Below are 17992 nucleotides of genomic sequence, written 5' to 3' on the forward strand. Positions count from 1 at the left end.
CATGAGCAGACTGCTGTCCGATCTCGGAATCGACCTCCCGGTCCTCGCCGCGCCGATGGCTGGCGGACCGAGCACACCCGCACTCGTCACGGCGGCCGCGCGCGTCGGCGGCCTGGGCTTTCTCGCCGGCGGGTACAAGACCGCGCAGGCGTTGGCCGGGCAGATCCACACCGTACGGGCGGACGGAGTGCCGTTCGGCGTCAACCTGTTCGTCCCCAACCCAGTCCCCATCTCCGCCGAGGCGTACCGGGGTTACGCCCAGGCGGTGCAGCCCGAGGCCGAGCTGTACGGGCTGAAGCTCACCGACGGGGACCCGGTGGAGGACGACGATCAGTGGACGGACAAGGTCGACCTGCTGACCGCGAGTCCCGTCCCCTGGGTGTCCTTCACCTTCGGTATCCCCGACCGCGCGGTCGGGGATGCCCTGCGCCGGGCCGACACCACCGTCCTGCAGAACGTCACCTCGACCGACGAGGCACGCCGGGCGGCGGAGATCGGAGTCGACGCACTGATCGTGCAGGCGTCCACGGCCGGCGGGCACTCGGCCACGCTCACCCCCGAGCGACCGCTCACGCCTGTGCCGCTGCCCGAGCTGGTAGGCCAAGTGCGTGACGCCGTCACCTTGCCGGTCATCGCCACCGGCGGAATCGCCACCCCGGCCGATGTGGCGGCCGCGCTGCATGCCGGTGCGGAAGCCGTTATGGTCGGCACCCTCCTACTGCGTACGGACGAGAGCGGAGCATCGGCGCCGCACAAGGCGGCTCTCGTGGACCCCGCCTTCGAGACGACCATCGTCACGCGCGCCTTCACGGGGCGGCCCGCCCGCGCCCTGCGCAACCACTTCACCGACCGCTTCGACGCGATCGCCCCCGCCGGCTACCCCGCCCTGCACCACCTCACCGGCCCGCTGCGCAAGGCGGCCACCGCGGCCGGAGACACCCGGCTGATCCACCTGTGGGCCGGAACGGGACACCGCGAGGCGAGGAGTGAGCCTGCTGAGCAGGCACTCGCTCGGCTTGCCAGTCGGCTCTAGCCCTGGGCGACCCGGAGAGTGGCCTGTGCTCGGCTTCCCTGCGAAGCCGAGCCCGACCAGTGCCACCACGGCGGACGTCCGCCAGACCGACTGTGGGCCTACCCAAGGCGCGGTCACGCCCGAGACCGCGCGGATTTAGTACGACGACGGGTCGGCAGGGATACGGGGTCACGGGTCTCGTCTCTTCCGGAGATGGGCTCCATCTCTATCGATCATTGGCGCTGAAATGCACACGAGCCTAGGCTCCTAATCGCCTGAAAGGGGCGCAAACAATGCCACTAGTGCGGATTGACATGGTCCGTGGACGTCGATCGGACGAGATCAAGGCGATCGCCGACGCGACACACGAGGCGATTGTGAAGGTGCTGCACATCCCCGAGCGCGACCGGTTTCAGATCATCACCGAGCACGATGCCGACCACCTGATCGCCCTGGACGCCGGGCTCGGTTTCGACCGCAGCTCCGGCGTGGTGATGATCCAGATCTTCACCCAGGCAGGCCGCACCACCGAGGTCAAGCAGGAGCTGTTCCGCACCATCGCCGACAGCCTGGGGTACGTCGGTGTTGCCGGCGAGGATGTCTTCATCGGCATCGCCGAGAACGGCCCTCAGGATTGGTCGTTCACCCACGGGCGCGCTCAGTACGTCGAAGGTGATCTCGCCGTCCCCGGTGGTTCGGGCACCTGAAGCGGGTGCCGCGATGAGCGTGAGCGTGCGCCTGATACCACGTCCCCTGAGCCTCTACGCGTGCCGCACGTCGGGATCGGGCTTCAGCGCGGCTTCAGCTCTGTCCGGAGTGATCTCAGCCCCTCAGACATCAGGGGCCGGTGAGGCGGCGGTCGCCACGGGTGGTAACCACGAACACCTGCCAGTTGTAGTAGGCGTAGTAGTTCCTGATGTCCCGCTTGATCTGGCGCGTGTACAGCAGCACCGCGTTGACGTAGGCCTGGGAGTGGTTGTAGGCGTACAGCGCGCGCCGGTAGTCGCGCGGTGCCCCCGACGCGTGCAGGTAGTTGGCCGCGGCGAGCAAGGCGTCGCGGGTGTCGTGGACGTCACCGCCCATCCCGTAGGCGTCCCACGTTCCCGGCATGAACTGCATGGGCCCCTTGGCGCCCGTGTAGCTCGGTGACCTCACGCGGCCGAACTTGGTCTCGACGAACATCACCGCCGCCAGCACCTCCCACTCGACGCCGAACCGGTGCCCGGCACGCCGGAAATGGCCGAGCAGGACATCGGCGGGCTCGGGCGGCTGGACGCGGAATTTCGCCGACCCGCTGATGGGGCGGACGAGGGAGAGCAGATCCCGGCCGGCCGTCACGTTGTCTTCCGCCTGCCCGGCCAGGGCCTTCGGCAACCTGGTGTAGGTGCGGGAGGCGACCTGTGGATTACGGACCAGGTAGCGGTAGATGCGCTGCTGGTGCAGGGCCAGCAGCACCACCGGCTCAGGGGGATTCCCCTTGGCGGGGTCCCCCTCGCGCACCCAGTCATCGATGGCCCGTCGTAGCTCTGCGGTGGTGCCGGCCAGGGAACGGGCCAGTTCCGCTGGGTCGGTGGTGATCGCCGCGTCCGGGGCGGGCAGGACGGGCGCCTGGCGTGCGGGCCCCTCCGCCGGTGGCGTCGCCGACCGCTCTGGAGCCGGCCTGTCGCCGTCTGGCTGGGAACGGTCGTGGAGGCGGTGCCTTGCGAGGCGGCGCCCTGCGAGGCGGCGCAGCCGGAGACCGCGATGGCCAGCGCGACGAGCGACGCGACCATCGGCCGCCCGCTCGATCGGCGGCCACGCTCCGGCCGTGCGACCCCCGCACGCTGATCCTTCACCGGCCCCACGGTAGCCGCATTTAGATGTGTTCCGAGTGGCGCAGGAGCATCGCGCCGAGCATGAGGGGGAACATGGCCAGATGCGCGAGGGCCATCAGCGCGCCGCCGTCGATCACACCCAGCCAGAGCAGAGGGAACAGCGGAACGGCCGGGGCGAACATGGCGGCGCACATCTCGAGGGTGTGCCGCCAGGCGTGGCCGCGGAAACGCATCCAGACGGCCATGCCGACGGACATGTTGAAGGCCATCACCAGGTAGCCGAGCTCGGGGTACTGCGCGTGGGAGAAAGCCAGGCCGACCGCGGACTGGAGGGACCCCAGGGCGAACATCCCGACGAACATCGCGACGATCATTTCGATGTAGTGGAGGGTGAACCTGAGCCATCCGCTGTGCGCTCTCGTCGCTGTCTGAGTCATGGTTCAACTATGTGAGGCGGGGAGGCCGCGCCCAAGGAATGCGGGCGGGGAGGTCTGGAATCTTGGGCAGTCGGTCTTTCCGGCCTACAGTCGGGTCATGAAGGAGCGGCATTTCGTGGTCGTCGGGTACGACGCCGCCGCGTTACTCGACATCGCCTGCGTGGTGGCGAGCTTGGAGAGCGCGAACTGGTACGGCGCGGCTCCCTACTACAAGGTCCGCCTGGTCACACCGGGAGCGCGACCCATCGACTGCGGCCCTACCGTGACGCTGCACACCAGCGAGAAGCTCGAACGGGTCACAGGCCCGATCGACACGCTGCTCGTGTCCGGTGGGATCGGCAGCCAGGACGCAGCGGCCAACCGGCTGATTCTCGCGCACATCCGTCGGCTGGCGCGAGAGAGCCGCCGGGTGGCGTCCGTGTGCACGGGAACGTGGATCCTGGCCGCCGCCGGGCTCCTCGACGGCCGGCGCGCCACCACCCACTGGAGCTGGGCGGACCAACTCGCCGCGCACCACCCGGAGGTCCACGTGGATCCCGACCCCATCTTCATCCGTGACGGAAACGTCTACACCTCGGCCGGCGTCACCAGCGCCCTTGACCTGACGCTCGCCCTCATCGAGGAGGACAACGGCGCCGAGCTCGCGCGGACCGTAGCCCGGCAGCTCGTGACCTACCTGCAGCGGCCGGGCAACCAGGCGCAGATGAGCATGTTCACCGCCGCCCCACCGCCGTCCAACAGCCTGGTCAAACGGGTGGTCGACCACATCACCGGCCACCTGGACGCAGACCTGACCGTCGCGGCGCTGGCCACCGACGCGGGCGTGAGCGAGCGGCACCTGACGCGGCTGTTCCTCCAACACCTCGGACAGACCCCGGGCAAGTTCGTACGGCAGGCCCGCGCGGAAGCGGCAGCCCACCTGCTGGTCTCCACTTCCCTGTGCATGGCTACCGTGGCCAGCCGCTGTGGATTCGGCACGGCCGAGACCCTGCGCCAAGCCTTCATCGACCGTTACGGCGTCCCGCCCTCGCACTACCGACTCACCCAGTCACGCATGGCGTCGCAGGCGCGCCATTGACCGATCTCGCCCAACACCCTGCGTGTACGGCGGACACCGGGAGGCGACAACCATCTTCTCCCCTCCAAGGGTCGATAAGTGCGGCTGGAATACCGATGGAGGTCGAGGAGTACGTCAGGGTCCCGGCAAAGTCGGTTGAGTGGCGATTGATCACCTGATCCCCAGGATCTGGGGGGGCGGCCAGCGCCCTGTCAGCCAGTCGCATCACCCGGGTCGTCGACACGCTTCAGGCTCGCAGGCAGGTGATCAAGCGGCGTTACGAAGGCGACGGCCGCGGCAATGTGGCCTCGCTGACTCCGGAAGGGCTGAAGCGCCTCCAGGCTGCGTACTCCGTTCATCTGACGAGTGCCCGTGAGCGTGTCCTCGACCAGCTCGACGGCCGGTCCCTGCATGCTCTGGTCAGTTCGAAGCCGTGGTGAAAAAGCTCGGCTGAGTCAGGCGACGGAGGGCCGCGTCTCGGTCCAGTCGACCATCAGTCTGCGTTCGGCGAACAGCCACCCGCTGTCCTGCTTGACGAGTTCGTCGAGATAGCGGATAGAGGCGATCATCAGCGTACGCTGTCCGTCCTCACCCACCGACAGGTGATGCGCCAGGCAATAGCTCTCAGCCGTTGCCCGGTCTCCGTCCAGCGAAACCGTGCTCTGCCCGTTGAAGTGAGTGGTGGTCTCGTAAGTGTTCAGATTGTCGAAGACCGGAGCCAGCGAGTCGCGGCCGTGCAGCTCCTGAGTCGGCTCGGCAGCCGTGGCATCCATGAACACGAGGAACCGGGTGTCGGCAGTGAAGAGCGCCATCTGACCCTTCGCGTCGCGGCGGTCCGCACAGTGGGCATAGGCGTCGATCAGTTCACGGATGGCCAGCCGGTCGGCGGCCTCCTGGGGTGAGATAGCGGAATGGGAAGCCATGTCGTTCTCCCTCGGGTAACTATTTGACGGATGTATACATCAGTCGCGTCGGCGCGATGGCAAGACATCGGGAAGGGTGTGGCCGCGCCGCCACACCCACCCGTGGATCACGTGAACGCCCCGGGCGCGAGCCGTTGATCGTGGAACTCGCGGCGCCCCAGGCGTCTCGCGGGGTCAGCGTCAGCGTCTCCGTAGACGTGAGGATCGAGGAGCCGGAGTCACTGGAGCGTTCGGCAGCAAGATCCGCCGGATCGTGGGTTTACGGCACCAGCGAAGCGGCGGTCGATCACCCCGTTTTCGTCGCGGCATCCCCGCTCCCGCCGCCCAGCCGGTTGATTTCCGGGCTGTACAGGATCCGCTGCTCGACCGCTCCGGGCCGGGTGACGGCGAGCATGGTGCGGCCGATGTGTTCGGTGGTTGTGGTGTGACGGGGAGCGAGGCGGTGCAGCAGGGGGTAGAGCCAGGAGGTGAGGGCGTAGAGCACCCGGTACGCCGGCGTCTTGGAGACTGCTCCGTGGCGGGGGTGGATATAGCCGGGGCGGAACATGTACGCGTCCATCGGCATGGCCAGCAGAGCGTTCTCGGTGCGGCCCTTAACGCGGGCCCACATGGTCCGGCCGCGTTCGCTGCTGTCGGTGCCCTCTCCTGAGACGTAGGTGAAGGTCAATCCGGGGTTGGGCGCGGACACGGCACGCGCGGCAGCGAGGGTGCAGTCGTAGGTGATGCGGGTGTACTCCGCCTCGCTGCGACCGGACGATGAGATGCCGAGACAGTAGAAGCAGGCATCGAGACCGACCAGCTGCCCGGAGATGGCGGACAGGTCGGTGAAGTCCTGGTGGATGACTTCCCGCAGCTTGGGATGGCTGATGCCAAGCGGGCTGCGGACCACCACCAGCACACGCGTGACGGCCGGGTCGAGGAGACAGGCGCGCAGTACGCCCTGTCCGATCATGCCGGACGCGCCGAAGATGACGACTTTCACGGGCAGACTCCAGGTAGAGGGTGAAGGTTCAGGTCCGCAACACCGCGGTGGCGGTCGCGACGACGGTGGCGCGCCGGCGCTCACGGTCAATGCTGGCGCCCACGGCGGGCGTGAGCGGAGTGTTGCTCAGGGAAAGCACGAGCATGAGGTCACGCAGTTCCCCAGCGGGCAGCGCATCGGAGACGAGGCCGTCTTGAGCTGCCCGACCTCCAGGTAGCCGGGGCGCGTCGTCCAGTCCGCACCAGGGAACAGGACATCCGGGTTGTGGGCCCCGAACCCATCGGGGAGAAAAGTGATCGACATATCCCCGATGGCAATACGGGACCGAGTGCCCGGCTGGGGCATGGGGGCCTTTCGAGACGTGTGGGTTTCTGTGTTACGAGGGTGTTGCCGCCCTGCGAGGAGTGGAGTGGGGCGCTGGTCGGGCCTCAGCCGTTGAGCGTGCCCATGAACTCGGGTGCGTAGCGGTCGCCGGTGACCACGCCGTGCGGGGCGACCGCCTCGATCGCGGCGAGGTCCTCGGCGGAGAGGGTCACCTCGGTCGCAGCGATGTTCTCCTTCAGGTAGCGGCGCCGCTTGGTGCCCGGGATGGCGACCGCGCCCTGGTGCTGGACCCAGGCGAGGGCCAGCTGGGAGGGCGTGACGTCCTTGGCGGAGGCGATGCGGCGCACCTCGCGGACGACGTCGAGGTTGCGGTCGAAGTTCTCGCTCTGGAAGCGGGGGTCCGTCCGGCGCCAGTCGTCCTCGGCGAAGTCGTCGGGGCTGGTGATGGCGCCAGAGAGGAAGCCGCGCCCCAGCGGGGAGTAGGCGACCAGTCCGATCTGCAGTTCCCGCAGGGTGTCGAGCACGCCGTTGTGTTCGATGTCGCGTTCGAAGAGCGAGTACTCGGTCTGGACAGCGGTGAGCGGGTGCACGGCGTGGGCACGCCGGATCGTCTGGGCGGACGCCTCGCACACGCCGATGTGGCGTACCTTGCCCTCGGCAACCAGCTCGGCCAGCGCGCCGATGGTCTCCTCGATCGGCACCTTGGGGTCGATGCGGTGCAGGTAGTACAGGTCGACGTGGTCGGTGCCCAAGTGCCGCAGCGAACGTTCGAGTGCCCGGCGCACGTACTCGGGCCGGCCGTTCAGGTCGAGTAGCCGGCCGTCGTCGGTGATCTCCACGCCGGTCTTGGTAGCAAGGACGGCGGCATCCCGGCGCCCTGCCAGCGCCTGGCCAAGGAGCTGCTCGTTGACGAAGGGGCCGTAGCTCTCGGCGGTGTCCAGCAGGGTGATGCCCAGCTCCAGGGCGCGGTCGATGGTGGCCAGCGACTCGGTCTCGTCGGTGGCGCCGTAGAAGACGCTCATGCCCATGCAGCCGAGACCCTGCACGCTGACGGTCAGCCCCTGGCGGCCCAGTGCGCGGTGTTCCATAGAGGTTCCTCCGATAAGTATCTAACTAGATAGATATATACGGTAGAGCGACTGCCTGCGAGTGTCAATAACTAGATAGTTACTTGCTACGGTGGCGGACATGCCACGGAACTCCAGCGCTACCAAGGCCAGGCTGCTCGACGCCGCCTTCACTGAATTCGCCACCTACGGCATCGCAGGCGCCCGAGTGGACCGGATCGCCGAGGCGGCAGGTGCGAACAAGCGGCTGATCTACGTCTACTTCGGCAACAAGGAGCAGCTGTTCGACGAGGTGCTGCACCGGGCGATGACAGAGGGCGCCGAGTCGGTCCCGTTCGACGTCGAGGACCTGCCCGGATACGCCGGCGCGATCTTCGACCACCTCGTCGCCCGGCCGGACCTGATGCGCCTGCGACTGTGGAGGCTACTGGAACGCCCCTCCGCCACCGGACTCGAACCGGACACCTTCCGGCGCAAAGTCGCGGAAGTGGCCGACGCGCAGCAGCGTGGCGATCTCGCCCCGGAGATACAGCCGGACGATCTCCTGACCATGGTCCTCGCCATGGCCCAGGCGTGGTTCTGGGCCGCCGAGGACGTCGATCCCGGACAGGTCAGCCAGTCCTGGCCGCCAGAGCGACTGGCCCTGCACCGCTCAGCAGTTGTCGAGGCCGCCCGCCGGATCAGTCAGAAAACTGCTGACGCTCAGGGCTCGTAACACGATCCGGCCGTTCACTGAGAACGCCGCCTAGATCTGCACGGCGCCGTAGTCGCCCAGGCCTGCTCACTGGTCTGCCGGCGCCAGCCCGTGTTCGGCCACGGGACGGCGTCAGCGGGCCCGCTAAACGGACACCACGCCACTATGCCGGGGCCCTGAGGAGTACGTGTCAGGCCCCGTCTTGCGTTACGAGGGGCCTCGCGGCGTTTTCCAGCTCGACGTCTCACCGAGCTTGACAACTTCCACCGGCAACCCCAAGTCATGCAACACCTGGACCGCCCCCGCAGGCAAGGTCGCGTAGCCCGTCCTGTCGTAGCCGATCGCGGAGTGTCCGCGCGACCTGTGCCATGAGCGCCTCGGCTCCGGGTTGGCTGATGGCCGGTACGCGGGACTCGGTCAGTACGGCGACGGCGAAGACCTGGCCGTCGGCGTGCTCGACGACGCCGACCTCGTGACGGAGGTTGAGCAGCGTCCCGGTCTTGGAGGACCACCTGGACGCGTCGGAGCTGAAATCGGGGGCCAGCCGCTGCCGCAGGAGGTTGTCGGCCATCAGGCCCCGTACCCGCTCGGCCACGCCAGGGTCGATCGGAGACGGGGTCCACAGCGCCTGCAGGAGTTCGACGAACGCCCGCGCGGATCCCGAGTTCGCGCGGGTCACGTCCAGTTGCGGTACCCGATGCCCCCGCCCGGCCGTTCCCGCCTCGATGGCGAGGAAGTGGGCGAGGTGGACCTCGCCGGGATCGAGACGTTCCGCCGGAGTCTCGATGAGCTCCTGGACGGTATGGCGGACCGCGATGCCGCGGAGCCCCAGCCCGTGCAGCATCGCGGAGACCTCGGTGGGCGGGGTGAGGGCGAAGAGCGCGTCCGCCGCCGTGCTGTCGCTCACCGCGATGCTGAGGTAGAGCAGGTCGTCGACGGCGACCCGGGCCGGATGCCGGAACCTGCCCAGCCCGGTCGGCCCCGGAACGGTGATCCCGGTCGGCTGAACCAGGATCTGAGTGGAGCCGTCGAGTTCCCCCTTCCGGATACGTTCGAGCGTCGCGACGGCGAGCGGGACCTTGACGAGCGAGGAGATCGGGAACTCGAGGTCCGGCTCGATACCGATCTCGTCACCGGAGTGCAGATCCCGGACCAGGAACGATCCGTTCAGCCCGGCATCGTCGAGCTCTCGCCGGAGCTGTCGCATCAGGTGCTCGACCTTGATGGTGTCCCTCCGTCCTGGTCGTGTGCGCCGACTTGGTGATGCGTGTCGTCCTGGTCGTGCTCGCTGTCTCGGTCGTGTGCGCCGAGGCAGCGGGCGATCGGGTGCCGGAGCCGGGTCCGGATGCGCTCCGCGTCGTCCCCGACGGCTGCCGACACCTCGAAGCCGCGGACGAGCTGGATCTCGCCGAGCGGGCGCCAGTGTAGCCCCAGTTCCTCGGCCTGCCCGACCGAGCAGAGCAGCAGATCCGTCGAGCCGAGGACCTCCGCCGCTGCAGTGGTGAGCGTGGTCGAGACGCCGACCTGCGCGGGCTGTAGACCGATGGCATCCCGGATCCGGAACATCCGGTCGCGGATGTGCGGGACGTCGTCCTCGGGCTGGATCCAGATCCGGCTCCGCCGCGACGACCGCGCGGTGCGGCCGGCCCGGAGCGTCTCGGCGTAGACGGTCTTCACCGGGAGATCCGCGGCGCCGGCGAGCCCGAGCCGTACGGACCAGGTCGCGTCGCCGGGCGGTACGGCGACAAGGGCGGCGCGGACCTCGCGAGACCGGACGAGTCCCGCCCGTTCGGCAGGCAGGGCAGCATGAAAATGCAGGTAGATGCCCTTTCGACGGGCCTCCACATCGAGCCGTGCCAGGTCACGGACCGTACAGATGTCGGGAACGGCAAGCCGGAGGGGACTGAGCTTGGCCTGCTCCGCCTCGTGTTCCATGTCGTCGGCCAGGCGGACGAGACGCTTCGCTGAGGGAAGCAGGTCCCGGCCGAACTGGGTGAGGATCGCCCCGCGCGACGACCGGTCGAACAGCCGCTCCCCGAGGTGCTTCTCCAGGGCGGCGATCCGGCGGCTCGCGACCGACTGCGGCACCCGGGTGGCAGCCGCGCCCTCGGTGAAGCTCCCTCGCTCGCTCACATTGACGAACGCTCGCCAGGCTCCAAGGACGTCCACGAGGTGAGCGTATGCCGTTCTGGCATAGAACCCGTCGTTTCAGTCTTTGACTGCATCAACCGACGACGTGAGACTGCCTGTCGCATCCACCCCACAACCGGAAGGCATCGCCATGCGTTTTCGACGCGCCACACTCTCGGTGCTGGCATCACTCGCACTCGTCCCGCTGACGGGTGTCACCGCGGCAGGTCACGCGTCCACCACTCCGTCCGTCACTCAGGTGGTGTCAGACGGAGCCCAGGCCAGGAGGGAGCTGCGCACGCTGGAGGCGTCCTTCAAGGGCCGCATCGGCGCGTACGCCATCGACACCGCCACCGGTAAGACGGTCGCCTACCGATCGGACGAGCGTTTCCCGATGCTCTCCACCTTCAAGGCGATCGCCGCGGCGGCCGTGCTGCACAAGGCCCGCACCGCAGAGCCCGGCCTGATGGACAAGGTCGTGCACTGGACGGACGCCGAGGTGAAGGAGAACTCCCCGGTCACCGAGAAGCATGTCAAGGACGGGATGACCGTCGCGCAGCTGTGCGAGGCGGCCATCACCCGGAGCGACAACACCGCGGGCAACATGCTGCTGAAGCAGCTCGGCGGTCCGGCCAGCCTGACCGGGTACTTCCGTACGCTGAAGGATCCGCTCTCCCGGCTGGACCGGTGGGAGACCGAGCTCAACAACTGGAGCCCCAAGGAGAGGCGCGACACCACGACGCCCGCGTCCATGGGCCGCGACCTGCGCGCGGTCACGGTGGGGAAGGCTCTCAACGCCAAGGACCGGGAGCAGCTGAACGCCTGGCTGATCGCGAACGAGACCGGCGACGCCCGCATCCGCGCGGGCCTGCCCAAGACCTGGAAGGTCGGCGACAAGACCGGCACGACCTCGCAGTACGCGGCCGCGAACGACGTCGCGATCGTCTGGCCCGGCAAGTCGGCCGCGCCCATCATCATGTCGATCTACACCAACGGCAAGACCGCGGACGCCGCCATCGACAACAAGGTCATCGCGGACACCGCGACGATCCTCGCCCGCGGCCTCGGCAAACTCTGAGATCGGGGGCCCCGGGGGGCCCGGACAGACCCCCCCGGGGATCGCGTGCGGGGGTGGCGCTGCGCGGGGCATGCTGGCCGGCCTGGCAGGGTTGATAACGGCGGCTTACGGCAGGCGCACCTCGGGCGTACGGCCCACGAAGCGTGCGTACCCTTCGAACGCCTGCTCGATCCTTGCCTGGTCGGCCTTGCCCAGCGGCACGAGTGGATGGACGACGATCTGCACTTTGGTCTTGGTGAGTGACCGCTTCCAGGTGCCGACGACCCGGCCGTCGCATACCACGGTCGCCTGGAACATGCCGTTGTTGCCGGGGATGATAGCTGGCTTGTGCTCGTCGGCGAGCATGAGTGAGCGGTTTTTGTAGCCCAGCAGGTACTCGTCGAACCCGGGCAGCACGAGAACCTCGTGGCCGTCCATTGCGGATGGTGTGGTGTCGAGCAGCGCCGGTTCCAGGTACATCTCGACGCCGTCGACGGTCACGCCGGCTAGCCGGTCGCCGGCCGCCATGATGCCGCGCTTGGCGTCGGCCGCGGTCAGCCCGGTCCAGCCGGCGAAATCCTGCCTCGTGGTCGGCCCGTGGCCGCGGAAGTACCGCAGTGCGATGGTGGCCAGCGCCTCGTCGCGGTCGGGCCGATGCGGGTCGGGGGCCCACTCGTCGAGCAGCACGAAGCTCTGCTCATTGCCGACGTTCGGGGCGATGCACAGCACGCCGCGCTGGCTGGCGTACCACAGTAGGTGGTAGCCGAACTGGCCGGCGGCTTCAATGCCCTTATCGGCCAGCACGGCCATGCACTGTGATCGGGTCAGCCGGCCACCGCCGGCCACCGCCGTGCCCAACACCTCCACCGCTCGATCGGCGACCTCCTCACTCAGCCCAAGGAACTCGCGCCGCCTTGCCGCGCCTGCCAGTGCCCGCGAACCCATCAGGTCGAGCATCCAGTGGGCGTCCCGCGACGGAACGAAATGGACGGTGCCGCGCATCGGCCAGGTGCGCAGTGCCTCGCGCCGCTCCAGCGCGGCGGTCACGTCGCCGGCGGTGTATCCGGGCAGGCGTACGCCGAACGACCACAGGCCGCTGGCCAGGTCCTGCGCTTGCATCGCACCTAGCCAGGTCACTACCCCGGCCACGTCAGGTGGCCGGTCCGTCCCGTGATGCCGGCCGCGCAACAGCAGGCCGGCCATCCGCAGGGTGAGCGCCTGCGCCCGGGTGATCTGCACCATTACCGCCTCCTCGCTGGCAGCGTACCGATGGCCTACGACAAGATCGGGCCGAGCGACAGCCCCTGATCATGGTGAGTCTCGCGTCGCCGGCCTCCGACTGGACCGACGCCGGACGATAGATCGCATCCGTCGGGTCGTCGCGTTCTCCCAGTTGGTGCCCTAGGAAGACGCGGCCGAGGCGAGCTCGGGGGTGGTCAGGGGCTCGGGGGTGGCCGTGCGGTGAGCGATCATCGGAGCCATGACCCCGACTCCGAGGGCGGCGGCGATGCCCGCGATGGCGCTGAACCACCAGACCACGGCGGGGCCTGCGGTGGCGTAGACGGCCGCGCCCACAGCCAGGGCGATGAATCGCGCGATGCCCCAGGTCCACTGGAAGCTGCCCTGGTAGCGGCCGCGGGCGTCCGCCGGGGCGAGGCTCGCGATGATCGCGCCCGAGATGCCGCCGACCATGGCCTCACCGAGCGACCAGAGCGCGACGGTCCCGGCGTACGACCAGACGTTGTCCGCAACCCCGGTCAGCGCGATGCCGATCGCGGTGATCACGCTGGCGACCACATAGACGGGGATCTGCCGGAACCGGGACAGGACGTTCGTGGCGATCGGTTGCAGCACCACCACCAGGATCGCGTTGAGCGTGGCCATCATGCCGAGCGTGGTAGGGGGCAGGCCGTGGTCGCGGATCGCCAGCGGCAGGCAGACCTCGGTGAACGAATAGATCACCAGTCCGATGCCGAACAGCGGGAGCAGTACACGCATCAGGGGATCCCGGAACACCACCCCGTAGCCCGTCCCGCTCGTGGAGCCGGCGGCCGGGGCAGCGCCGCCCCGCCCGCCGGGCAACATCGCCACCACGATGACCGCGTACGCCAGTGCGGTCGCCGCGTCCAGCGCGAACAGCAGCCAATAGCCGTGTGTCGCCAGGAATCCGCCGAGAATCCCGGCCACGGCGGTGCCGATGTTGATCGCCCAATGGAACAGCGAGAATGCGGCACGCCGCCGGTCGGCGGTCACCGCGTCGGTCAGCAGCGCGCCGGCGGCCGGGCCGACCATGGAGCCTGCCGCGCTGAGGAGCACGGCCGCGAGCGCCAGCGTGACCACGTTCGGCGCCGCGAACAACAAGCCCTGCGCGAGGGCCGTGCCGATCAGGCCGGTCAGCATCGTGGGACGTCGCCCCACCCGGTCAGCGAGCAGGCCGCCGACCGCCGGGCCGATCAGGTTGCCCGCGCCCAGCGCACCCAGGACATACGGTGTCTGCTCCGGGGTGACGCCGCGGGACCCGAGGTAGAACACGAGGAAAGGTGTGATCACGTAACCGAGCCGGTTCACCACAGTGCCGGCGAAGATGACCCAGGCGGCACGGGGCAGCCCGCTGAAGGTGGAGAGCATGCGGGAATCTTGCAGCCCACATAGACTCGTGAACCATTGATTAAGTTCAGGCTGAATCTATGGAGCTGCCATGCTGTCCGAACTGGCCTTCTCTGCCGACGATCTGGCGTTGACCCGGTTCGCGGTCTCGCCGATGTGGGAGGTCGTCACCAGTTTCCGGCTGCTGACATCGGGCTCCACACATCCGGTACACCGGACCTGGGTTGATCAGGTACGGCCGCGGGTGGCCGTCGCCGGGCTGGACGCGGGCTGGCTGGCCGAACTGATCCCATCCAACGGCTATCTCCCCGACTTCCTCACGCCACCCCCCGGGGAACTGGCCCCCACCCTCGCCACCGAACTCGCCGCCATCCGCGCCACCTCGGCCGATCACGTCCTGGCCGACCTCGATCTTCTCGGCCGTACTACTCCCCGCTGCCAGGCGTTGCGCAGGGACCCGGAAAGCCGGCTGGCCCAGATCACCGAGGAGATCGAGGCCTACTGGGAACTGGCGCTCGCCCCGTACTGGGCGAAGATCCACGCGGTGCTGGACGCCGATCTCTTCCACCGTGCCCGCCAGGTGGCCGAGTACGGCGTGGGCCACTTCTTCAACGACCTGCATTCCACGCTGAGCTGGGACGACAACACCCTCCGGATGGTCCGCAGTCATTGCGGCATCTCCCGGGAGACCACCGGGCCGGGGTTGCTGCTGGTGCCCAGCGTCTTCGCCGTGAACATGCTCACCTGGTCACGGTCGCCGCAGCCGCCCCAGCTCGCCTACCCTGCCCGAGGCATCGGCACGCTGTGGGAGCACCGCCCGGTGACGCGCATCGACGCGATCGCCGGCGTCCTCGGCCGCTCCCGGGCCGTCCTTCTGACCGAGTTGGAATCCCCGGCCTCCACGACCGAACTCGCCCGCCGCACCGGCGTCTCCGCGGCCGGAGTCTCCCAGCACCTGACCGCCCTACGCGATGCGGGTATGGTCAGCGCGCACCGCGCCGGCCGCTCGGTCCTCTACGCCCGTACGGCCGTCGCGGAATCCCTGCTCGCTGCGAGCGCCTGACCGGGAAGGTAGGCCTGAGCTGGGGAGGCACATTGTCGCCCGACGTTCCCTGTGAGCGTGTAGAGGGGTTCCAGCGTCACTCGGGATGAGTGTCTTCAGGGATCTTGAGGTTCTTGTTGATGGTCGCGGCGCGCGCCGACAGCGTGAGCATGTCGGTTCATAGCAACGGCCCTCCCTGACCTCGTAGCGGAGTTTCTCGGAGAGGGCCGTGAAGAACGGTGCTTGGAGGCACCGATGCTCACGGTAGGCAAGGACCCGCTCGTCGTCGAGCGGAAACTCACCGGGTGTCCGTGGCCATGCCAAAGTGGCTCAGGCGCTTGACCAGGGGAAGCGCCACGCGCAGCCGTTTGTTGTAGCCCGACTGCTGGGGCAGGTACGGGAACATGCCGGACAGGTGCGTGCGGGCGAAGCGCAGCCGACGGGCCTCGGAATGGTAGCCGAGCAGCGCCTGGGCCACCGTCAGGCAGACCAGCTCGGAGTCGCTGAGTAGCGGCGGCCTGCCCGTCCGCCGATTTCCTTCGATCTGGTCGTCGATCTCCATATATGGTGCGATCAAGAGGGTGTCCAGGTTTGTCGCCACAAACGGATCTTGGGCGCCTTCGCTGTGTCTGCGGGATCGGATGCCTGAAGGCAGCCCGACCGAGGGGAGATTGATCGGTGACGGGGTTGGGAACTGAGCGGCTGGTGCTGCGTCGCTGGCGCGAGGAGGATCTGGAGCCGCTGGCCGTGATCGACGGAGATCCGGAGGTTATGCGCTTCATCGGTGATGGCTCGGTCCGCACCAGGGAGCAGACCGCGGCCGCGCTCGCGTTCATGGAGCGGGGGTGGGATGAGCATGGCTTCGGAATATTCGCCGTGGAGCTGCGCGAGACCGGGGAACTGGCTGGCTGGGTGGGGCTGACGGTCCCCGGCTTCCTGCCCGAGGTGCTGCCGGCTGTGGAGATCGGTTGGCGGCTGGGACGGCATTTCTGGGGCCGGGGTATCGCCACTGAGGCAGCCGAAGAGGCACTGCGCTTCGGATTCGCCGAGGCGGGCCTGGATCGGATCATTAGCATCTGCCACGTCGATCATCACGCGTCCGCCCGCGTTATGACGAAGTTGGGCATGCGTCAAGAACGGGAGACGGTAGTCCCGGCCCACGGGCAGCCGGTGCGGGTCTTGGCGATCACCCGCAGTGAATTCGATGCCATCCACGGCGGCTGATCTACGAGTCGATGCTCGACGAAACACGGTTCACACGGTTCCCGCACTTCGGACTTACTCGTAGTACGGGCATGGCAATCCCCTCGAACCGTAGAGACTTCTGTTGTGGTGATCTCTCGCTTTAGGATCTTGCTAGTGCGCTGCGCGCCCTCGCTGGGGCAGGCCCTGGCCTGCCCGCACTCCTGCCGCCCGGGGCCGTAGAGGTCTCCGGGGTCAAGGGCGGCCGAAGGCCGTCGCGCAGCGATCGCGTCAGCGACCCTTGAGGCCGGAGCAGGCGGCCCCGGACACTGCGCGGCGCATCCCCCGGCCCGCACGAGGTATTCGATCAGGAGAACGTGGCGGCTCATGCCGCCTCCTTCCGGTCGTGCCGCGCAGCGGCCCTGCGTTTCCTCTTGTCCTCCTTCTTCTGCCGTGCCGCGGCCCGCAACCGCCGCTGAACCGACGGATCCAGCCGCTCGAACTCCACCGGCGAAAACATCGCGTTCGTCGAGTGCAGCCGCATCGTGTTGAAGTCGTCGATCCAGGCGGCGATCGCACGACGAGCCTGCTCACGGGTGGCGAACGGCTCGCGGCGCAGTAACTCGAACTCCACACTGGAAAAGAACGACTCGGCCGCGGCGTTGTCCAGCGCCGAACCAACCCGCCCCATCGACTGGACGATGCCCATCCGCTCACAGGCCTGCCGGAAGTCGGCCGCGGTGTACTCCGACCCTTGATCACTGTGAAACTTCACGCCCGCGACATCGCCGCCCCGCAGTGCGACCGCCATCTGCAGCGACGCGGTGGCCAGCGCGGCTCCCTTATGCGCGCTCATCGCGAACCCGAGCACCCGGCGGGAGAACAAGTCCTCGGTGGCCGCCAGATACAGCACGCCTTCAGCGGTGGGGATCTCAGTGCCGTCCCCGCACCAGGCCACGTCCGGCCCGGGGGCGGTGAAGTCCCGCCGCAGATGGTCATCGGCCCGCCACCGGCCCCGGCCCAGCCGGGTGGTGTTCTTGCGCTTGTTCCTGGGCCGGGCCACCAACGCACGTTCAGCCATGATCGCGGCCACGGTGTTCTCGCTCACCCGCCAGCCCAGCCGGCGCAGCCGGGCGGTGATCCGTGGTGATCCCTCAGCGCCTTTGCGCTGGTGAAACAGCGAGACGATGGCCTCGGTCAGCCGTATTCGGCGGCGTTCACGCTCACTCGGGCCCTCGCGCCCCCGCCGCGACCACTTATAAAACCAGGACTGCGGCACCTCCAGCGCCCGGCACGCAACCGCGTGCGCAACGCCGTGCTCGGCCCTCTGAGCGGCGATGAAGCCGGCCATGCTCACCGGCCCATCGCGTCCTTGACCCAGAGGGCCACCGAGCGCTTGAGCACATCACGCTCCATCGCCAGCTCCGCGACCTCCCGGCGCAGCCGGACCAACTCGGCCCGCTCGTCCTCGCCCAGGCCGTCGTTGCCGGCCCGGCGCCGCTGCCGGGCCATGTTCACCCAGTTGGCCAACGTGCCCGCGTTGACGCCCAACTCCCGGGCCACCCGCACGATCGGCCTGCCCGTCTCCTCCACGATCCGGACCGCACCGTCCCGGAAGTCCTGCTCGAACCTTCGCCGTGTCTCTGTCATCGCCGTCCCCCTTA

General features: G+C 68.4%; 18 protein-coding genes and 1 pseudogene. 7 read left to right on the plus strand and 12 right to left on the minus strand.

Features of this window, described 5'->3' with window-relative positions:
• Position 1: 1 nt before the first annotated feature.
• Together FHR32_RS17030 and FHR32_RS17035 are read left to right on the plus strand one after the other, a co-directional pair.
• Entirely contained in the window at positions 2 to 1033 is a 1032-nt protein-coding gene (locus tag FHR32_RS17030) for an NAD(P)H-dependent flavin oxidoreductase (protein ID WP_184755206.1), read from the plus strand.
• A 281-nt stretch (positions 1034 to 1314) separates the two neighbouring features.
• On the plus strand, positions 1315 to 1719 hold the full coding sequence (locus FHR32_RS17035) for a tautomerase family protein (RefSeq protein WP_221465437.1): 405 nt from the start codon (positions 1315 to 1317) through the stop codon (positions 1717 to 1719).
• 130 nt (positions 1720 to 1849) lie between these two features.
• Here the strand turns inward: FHR32_RS17035 and FHR32_RS45995 are convergent, their stop codons facing one another.
• Together FHR32_RS45995 and FHR32_RS17045 are read right to left on the minus strand one after the other, a co-directional pair.
• Positions 1850 to 2512 carry a lytic transglycosylase domain-containing protein gene (locus tag FHR32_RS45995; protein WP_184755208.1) on the minus strand — a complete coding sequence of 221 codons (663 nt, stop codon included), beginning with the start codon at positions 2510 to 2512 and terminating at the stop codon, positions 1850 to 1852.
• A gap of 355 nt (positions 2513 to 2867) precedes the next feature.
• Positions 2868 to 3263, minus strand: a complete 396-nt coding sequence (locus FHR32_RS17045) for a hypothetical protein (RefSeq protein ID WP_184755209.1) — start codon at positions 3261 to 3263, stop codon at positions 2868 to 2870.
• 97 nt (positions 3264 to 3360) lie between these two features.
• Here FHR32_RS17045 and FHR32_RS17050 point away from each other — a divergent pair, with 97 nt between their 5' ends.
• Positions 3361 to 4341, plus strand: coding sequence for a GlxA family transcriptional regulator (locus FHR32_RS17050; RefSeq protein ID WP_184755210.1), 981 nt, complete (start codon positions 3361 to 3363; stop codon positions 4339 to 4341).
• Positions 4342 to 4775: 434 nt separating this feature from the next.
• On the opposite strand, the gene FHR32_RS17055 is transcribed toward FHR32_RS17050, so the two are convergent.
• The 3 genes from FHR32_RS17055 to FHR32_RS17065 all read right to left on the minus strand — a co-directional run bounded on the left by FHR32_RS17055 (position 4776) and on the right by FHR32_RS17065 (position 7637).
• Positions 4776 to 5243: a nuclear transport factor 2 family protein gene (locus FHR32_RS17055; RefSeq protein ID WP_184755211.1), complete on the minus strand. Its 468-nt coding sequence runs from the start codon at positions 5241 to 5243 to the stop codon at positions 4776 to 4778.
• Between the two features lie 286 nt (positions 5244 to 5529).
• Positions 5530 to 6225, minus strand: a complete 696-nt coding sequence (locus FHR32_RS17060) for a Rossmann-fold NAD(P)-binding domain-containing protein (protein ID WP_184755212.1) — start codon at positions 6223 to 6225, stop codon at positions 5530 to 5532.
• Positions 6226 to 6653: 428 nt separating this feature from the next.
• Entirely contained in the window at positions 6654 to 7637 is a 984-nt protein-coding gene (locus FHR32_RS17065) for an aldo/keto reductase (protein ID WP_184755213.1), read from the minus strand.
• A gap of 100 nt (positions 7638 to 7737) precedes the next feature.
• On the opposite strand from FHR32_RS17065, the gene FHR32_RS17070 reads away from it, so the two are divergent.
• Entirely contained in the window at positions 7738 to 8331 is a 594-nt protein-coding gene (locus FHR32_RS17070) for a TetR/AcrR family transcriptional regulator (RefSeq protein WP_184755214.1), read from the plus strand.
• Between the two features lie 259 nt (positions 8332 to 8590).
• On the opposite strand, the gene FHR32_RS17075 is transcribed toward FHR32_RS17070, so the two are convergent.
• Together FHR32_RS17075 and FHR32_RS17080 are read right to left on the minus strand one after the other, a co-directional pair.
• Entirely contained in the window at positions 8591 to 9517 is a 927-nt protein-coding gene (locus tag FHR32_RS17075; protein ID WP_184755215.1) for a serine hydrolase, read from the minus strand.
• Positions 9517 to 10479, minus strand: coding sequence for a LysR family transcriptional regulator (locus FHR32_RS17080; protein ID WP_184755216.1), 963 nt, complete (start codon positions 10477 to 10479; stop codon positions 9517 to 9519). The genes FHR32_RS17075 and FHR32_RS17080 overlap by 1 nt, the downstream gene beginning before the upstream one ends.
• A gap of 112 nt (positions 10480 to 10591) precedes the next feature.
• On the opposite strand from FHR32_RS17080, the gene bla reads away from it, so the two are divergent.
• Positions 10592 to 11518: a class A beta-lactamase gene (bla, locus tag FHR32_RS17085; RefSeq protein WP_184755217.1), complete on the plus strand. Its 927-nt coding sequence runs from the start codon at positions 10592 to 10594 to the stop codon at positions 11516 to 11518.
• Between the two features lie 105 nt (positions 11519 to 11623).
• On the opposite strand, the gene FHR32_RS17090 is transcribed toward bla, so the two are convergent.
• Positions 11624 to 12739 (minus strand): winged helix DNA-binding domain-containing protein, encoded by a 1116-nt coding sequence (locus tag FHR32_RS17090; protein WP_184755218.1) that lies wholly within the window; start codon positions 12737 to 12739, stop codon positions 11624 to 11626.
• 159 nt (positions 12740 to 12898) lie between these two features.
• On the minus strand, positions 12899 to 14125 hold the full coding sequence (locus tag FHR32_RS17095; protein ID WP_184755219.1) for an MFS transporter: 1227 nt from the start codon (positions 14123 to 14125) through the stop codon (positions 12899 to 12901).
• 70 nt (positions 14126 to 14195) lie between these two features.
• Between FHR32_RS17095 and FHR32_RS17100 the strand changes: the two genes are divergently transcribed.
• Complete coding sequence (locus FHR32_RS17100) at positions 14196 to 15167, plus strand: ArsR/SmtB family transcription factor (RefSeq protein ID WP_184755220.1); 972 nt, start codon at positions 14196 to 14198, stop codon at positions 15165 to 15167.
• A 283-nt stretch (positions 15168 to 15450) separates the two neighbouring features.
• Here the strand turns inward: FHR32_RS17100 and FHR32_RS17105 are convergent.
• Positions 15451 to 15747: pseudogene (locus FHR32_RS17105) on the minus strand (IS982 family transposase); the annotation flags it as partial.
• A 77-nt stretch (positions 15748 to 15824) separates the two neighbouring features.
• Here FHR32_RS17105 and FHR32_RS17110 point away from each other — a divergent pair.
• Positions 15825 to 16370: a GNAT family N-acetyltransferase gene (locus tag FHR32_RS17110; RefSeq protein ID WP_184755222.1), complete on the plus strand. Its 546-nt coding sequence runs from the start codon at positions 15825 to 15827 to the stop codon at positions 16368 to 16370.
• Between the two features lie 343 nt (positions 16371 to 16713).
• Here the strand turns inward: FHR32_RS17110 and FHR32_RS17115 are convergent, their stop codons facing one another.
• Entirely contained in the window at positions 16714 to 17679 is a 966-nt protein-coding gene (locus FHR32_RS17115) for an IS3 family transposase (RefSeq protein WP_246467032.1), read from the minus strand.
• Positions 17680 to 17681: 2 nt separating this feature from the next.
• Entirely contained in the window at positions 17682 to 17978 is a 297-nt protein-coding gene (locus tag FHR32_RS17120; protein ID WP_184755223.1) for a transposase, read from the minus strand.
• Positions 17979 to 17992: the final 14 nt, after the last annotated feature.

The sequence above is a fragment of the Streptosporangium album genome (assembly GCF_014203795.1).
Lineage (GTDB): Bacteria > Actinomycetota > Actinomycetes > Streptosporangiales > Streptosporangiaceae > Streptosporangium > Streptosporangium album.

Bases quoted from the DNA above. Each gene is read 5' to 3' on its own strand.
- FHR32_RS17100 (WP_184755220.1), top strand. From the start codon at position 14,196: ATGCTGTCCGAACTGGCCTTCTCTGCCGACGATCTGGCGTTGACCCGG.
- FHR32_RS17090 (WP_184755218.1), bottom strand. From the start codon at position 12,739: ATGGTGCAGATCACCCGGGCGCAGGCGCTCACCCTGCGGATGGCCGGC.
- FHR32_RS17045 (WP_184755209.1), bottom strand. From the start codon at position 3,263: ATGACTCAGACAGCGACGAGAGCGCACAGCGGATGGCTCAGGTTCACC.
- FHR32_RS17115 (WP_246467032.1), bottom strand. From the start codon at position 17,679: ATGGCCGGCTTCATCGCCGCTCAGAGGGCCGAGCACGGCGTTGCGCAC.
- FHR32_RS17050 (WP_184755210.1), top strand. From the start codon at position 3,361: ATGAAGGAGCGGCATTTCGTGGTCGTCGGGTACGACGCCGCCGCGTTA.
- FHR32_RS17095 (WP_184755219.1), bottom strand. From the start codon at position 14,125: ATGCTCTCCACCTTCAGCGGGCTGCCCCGTGCCGCCTGGGTCATCTTC.
- FHR32_RS17070 (WP_184755214.1), top strand. From the start codon at position 7,738: ATGCCACGGAACTCCAGCGCTACCAAGGCCAGGCTGCTCGACGCCGCC.
- FHR32_RS17120 (WP_184755223.1), bottom strand. From the start codon at position 17,978: ATGACAGAGACACGGCGAAGGTTCGAGCAGGACTTCCGGGACGGTGCG.
- FHR32_RS17055 (WP_184755211.1), bottom strand. From the start codon at position 5,243: ATGGCTTCCCATTCCGCTATCTCACCCCAGGAGGCCGCCGACCGGCTG.
- FHR32_RS17030 (WP_184755206.1), top strand. From the start codon at position 2: ATGAGCAGACTGCTGTCCGATCTCGGAATCGACCTCCCGGTCCTCGCC.
- bla (WP_184755217.1), top strand. From the start codon at position 10,592: ATGCGTTTTCGACGCGCCACACTCTCGGTGCTGGCATCACTCGCACTC.
- FHR32_RS17065 (WP_184755213.1), bottom strand. From the start codon at position 7,637: ATGGAACACCGCGCACTGGGCCGCCAGGGGCTGACCGTCAGCGTGCAG.
- FHR32_RS17075 (WP_184755215.1), bottom strand. From the start codon at position 9,517: ATGCGACAGCTCCGGCGAGAGCTCGACGATGCCGGGCTGAACGGATCG.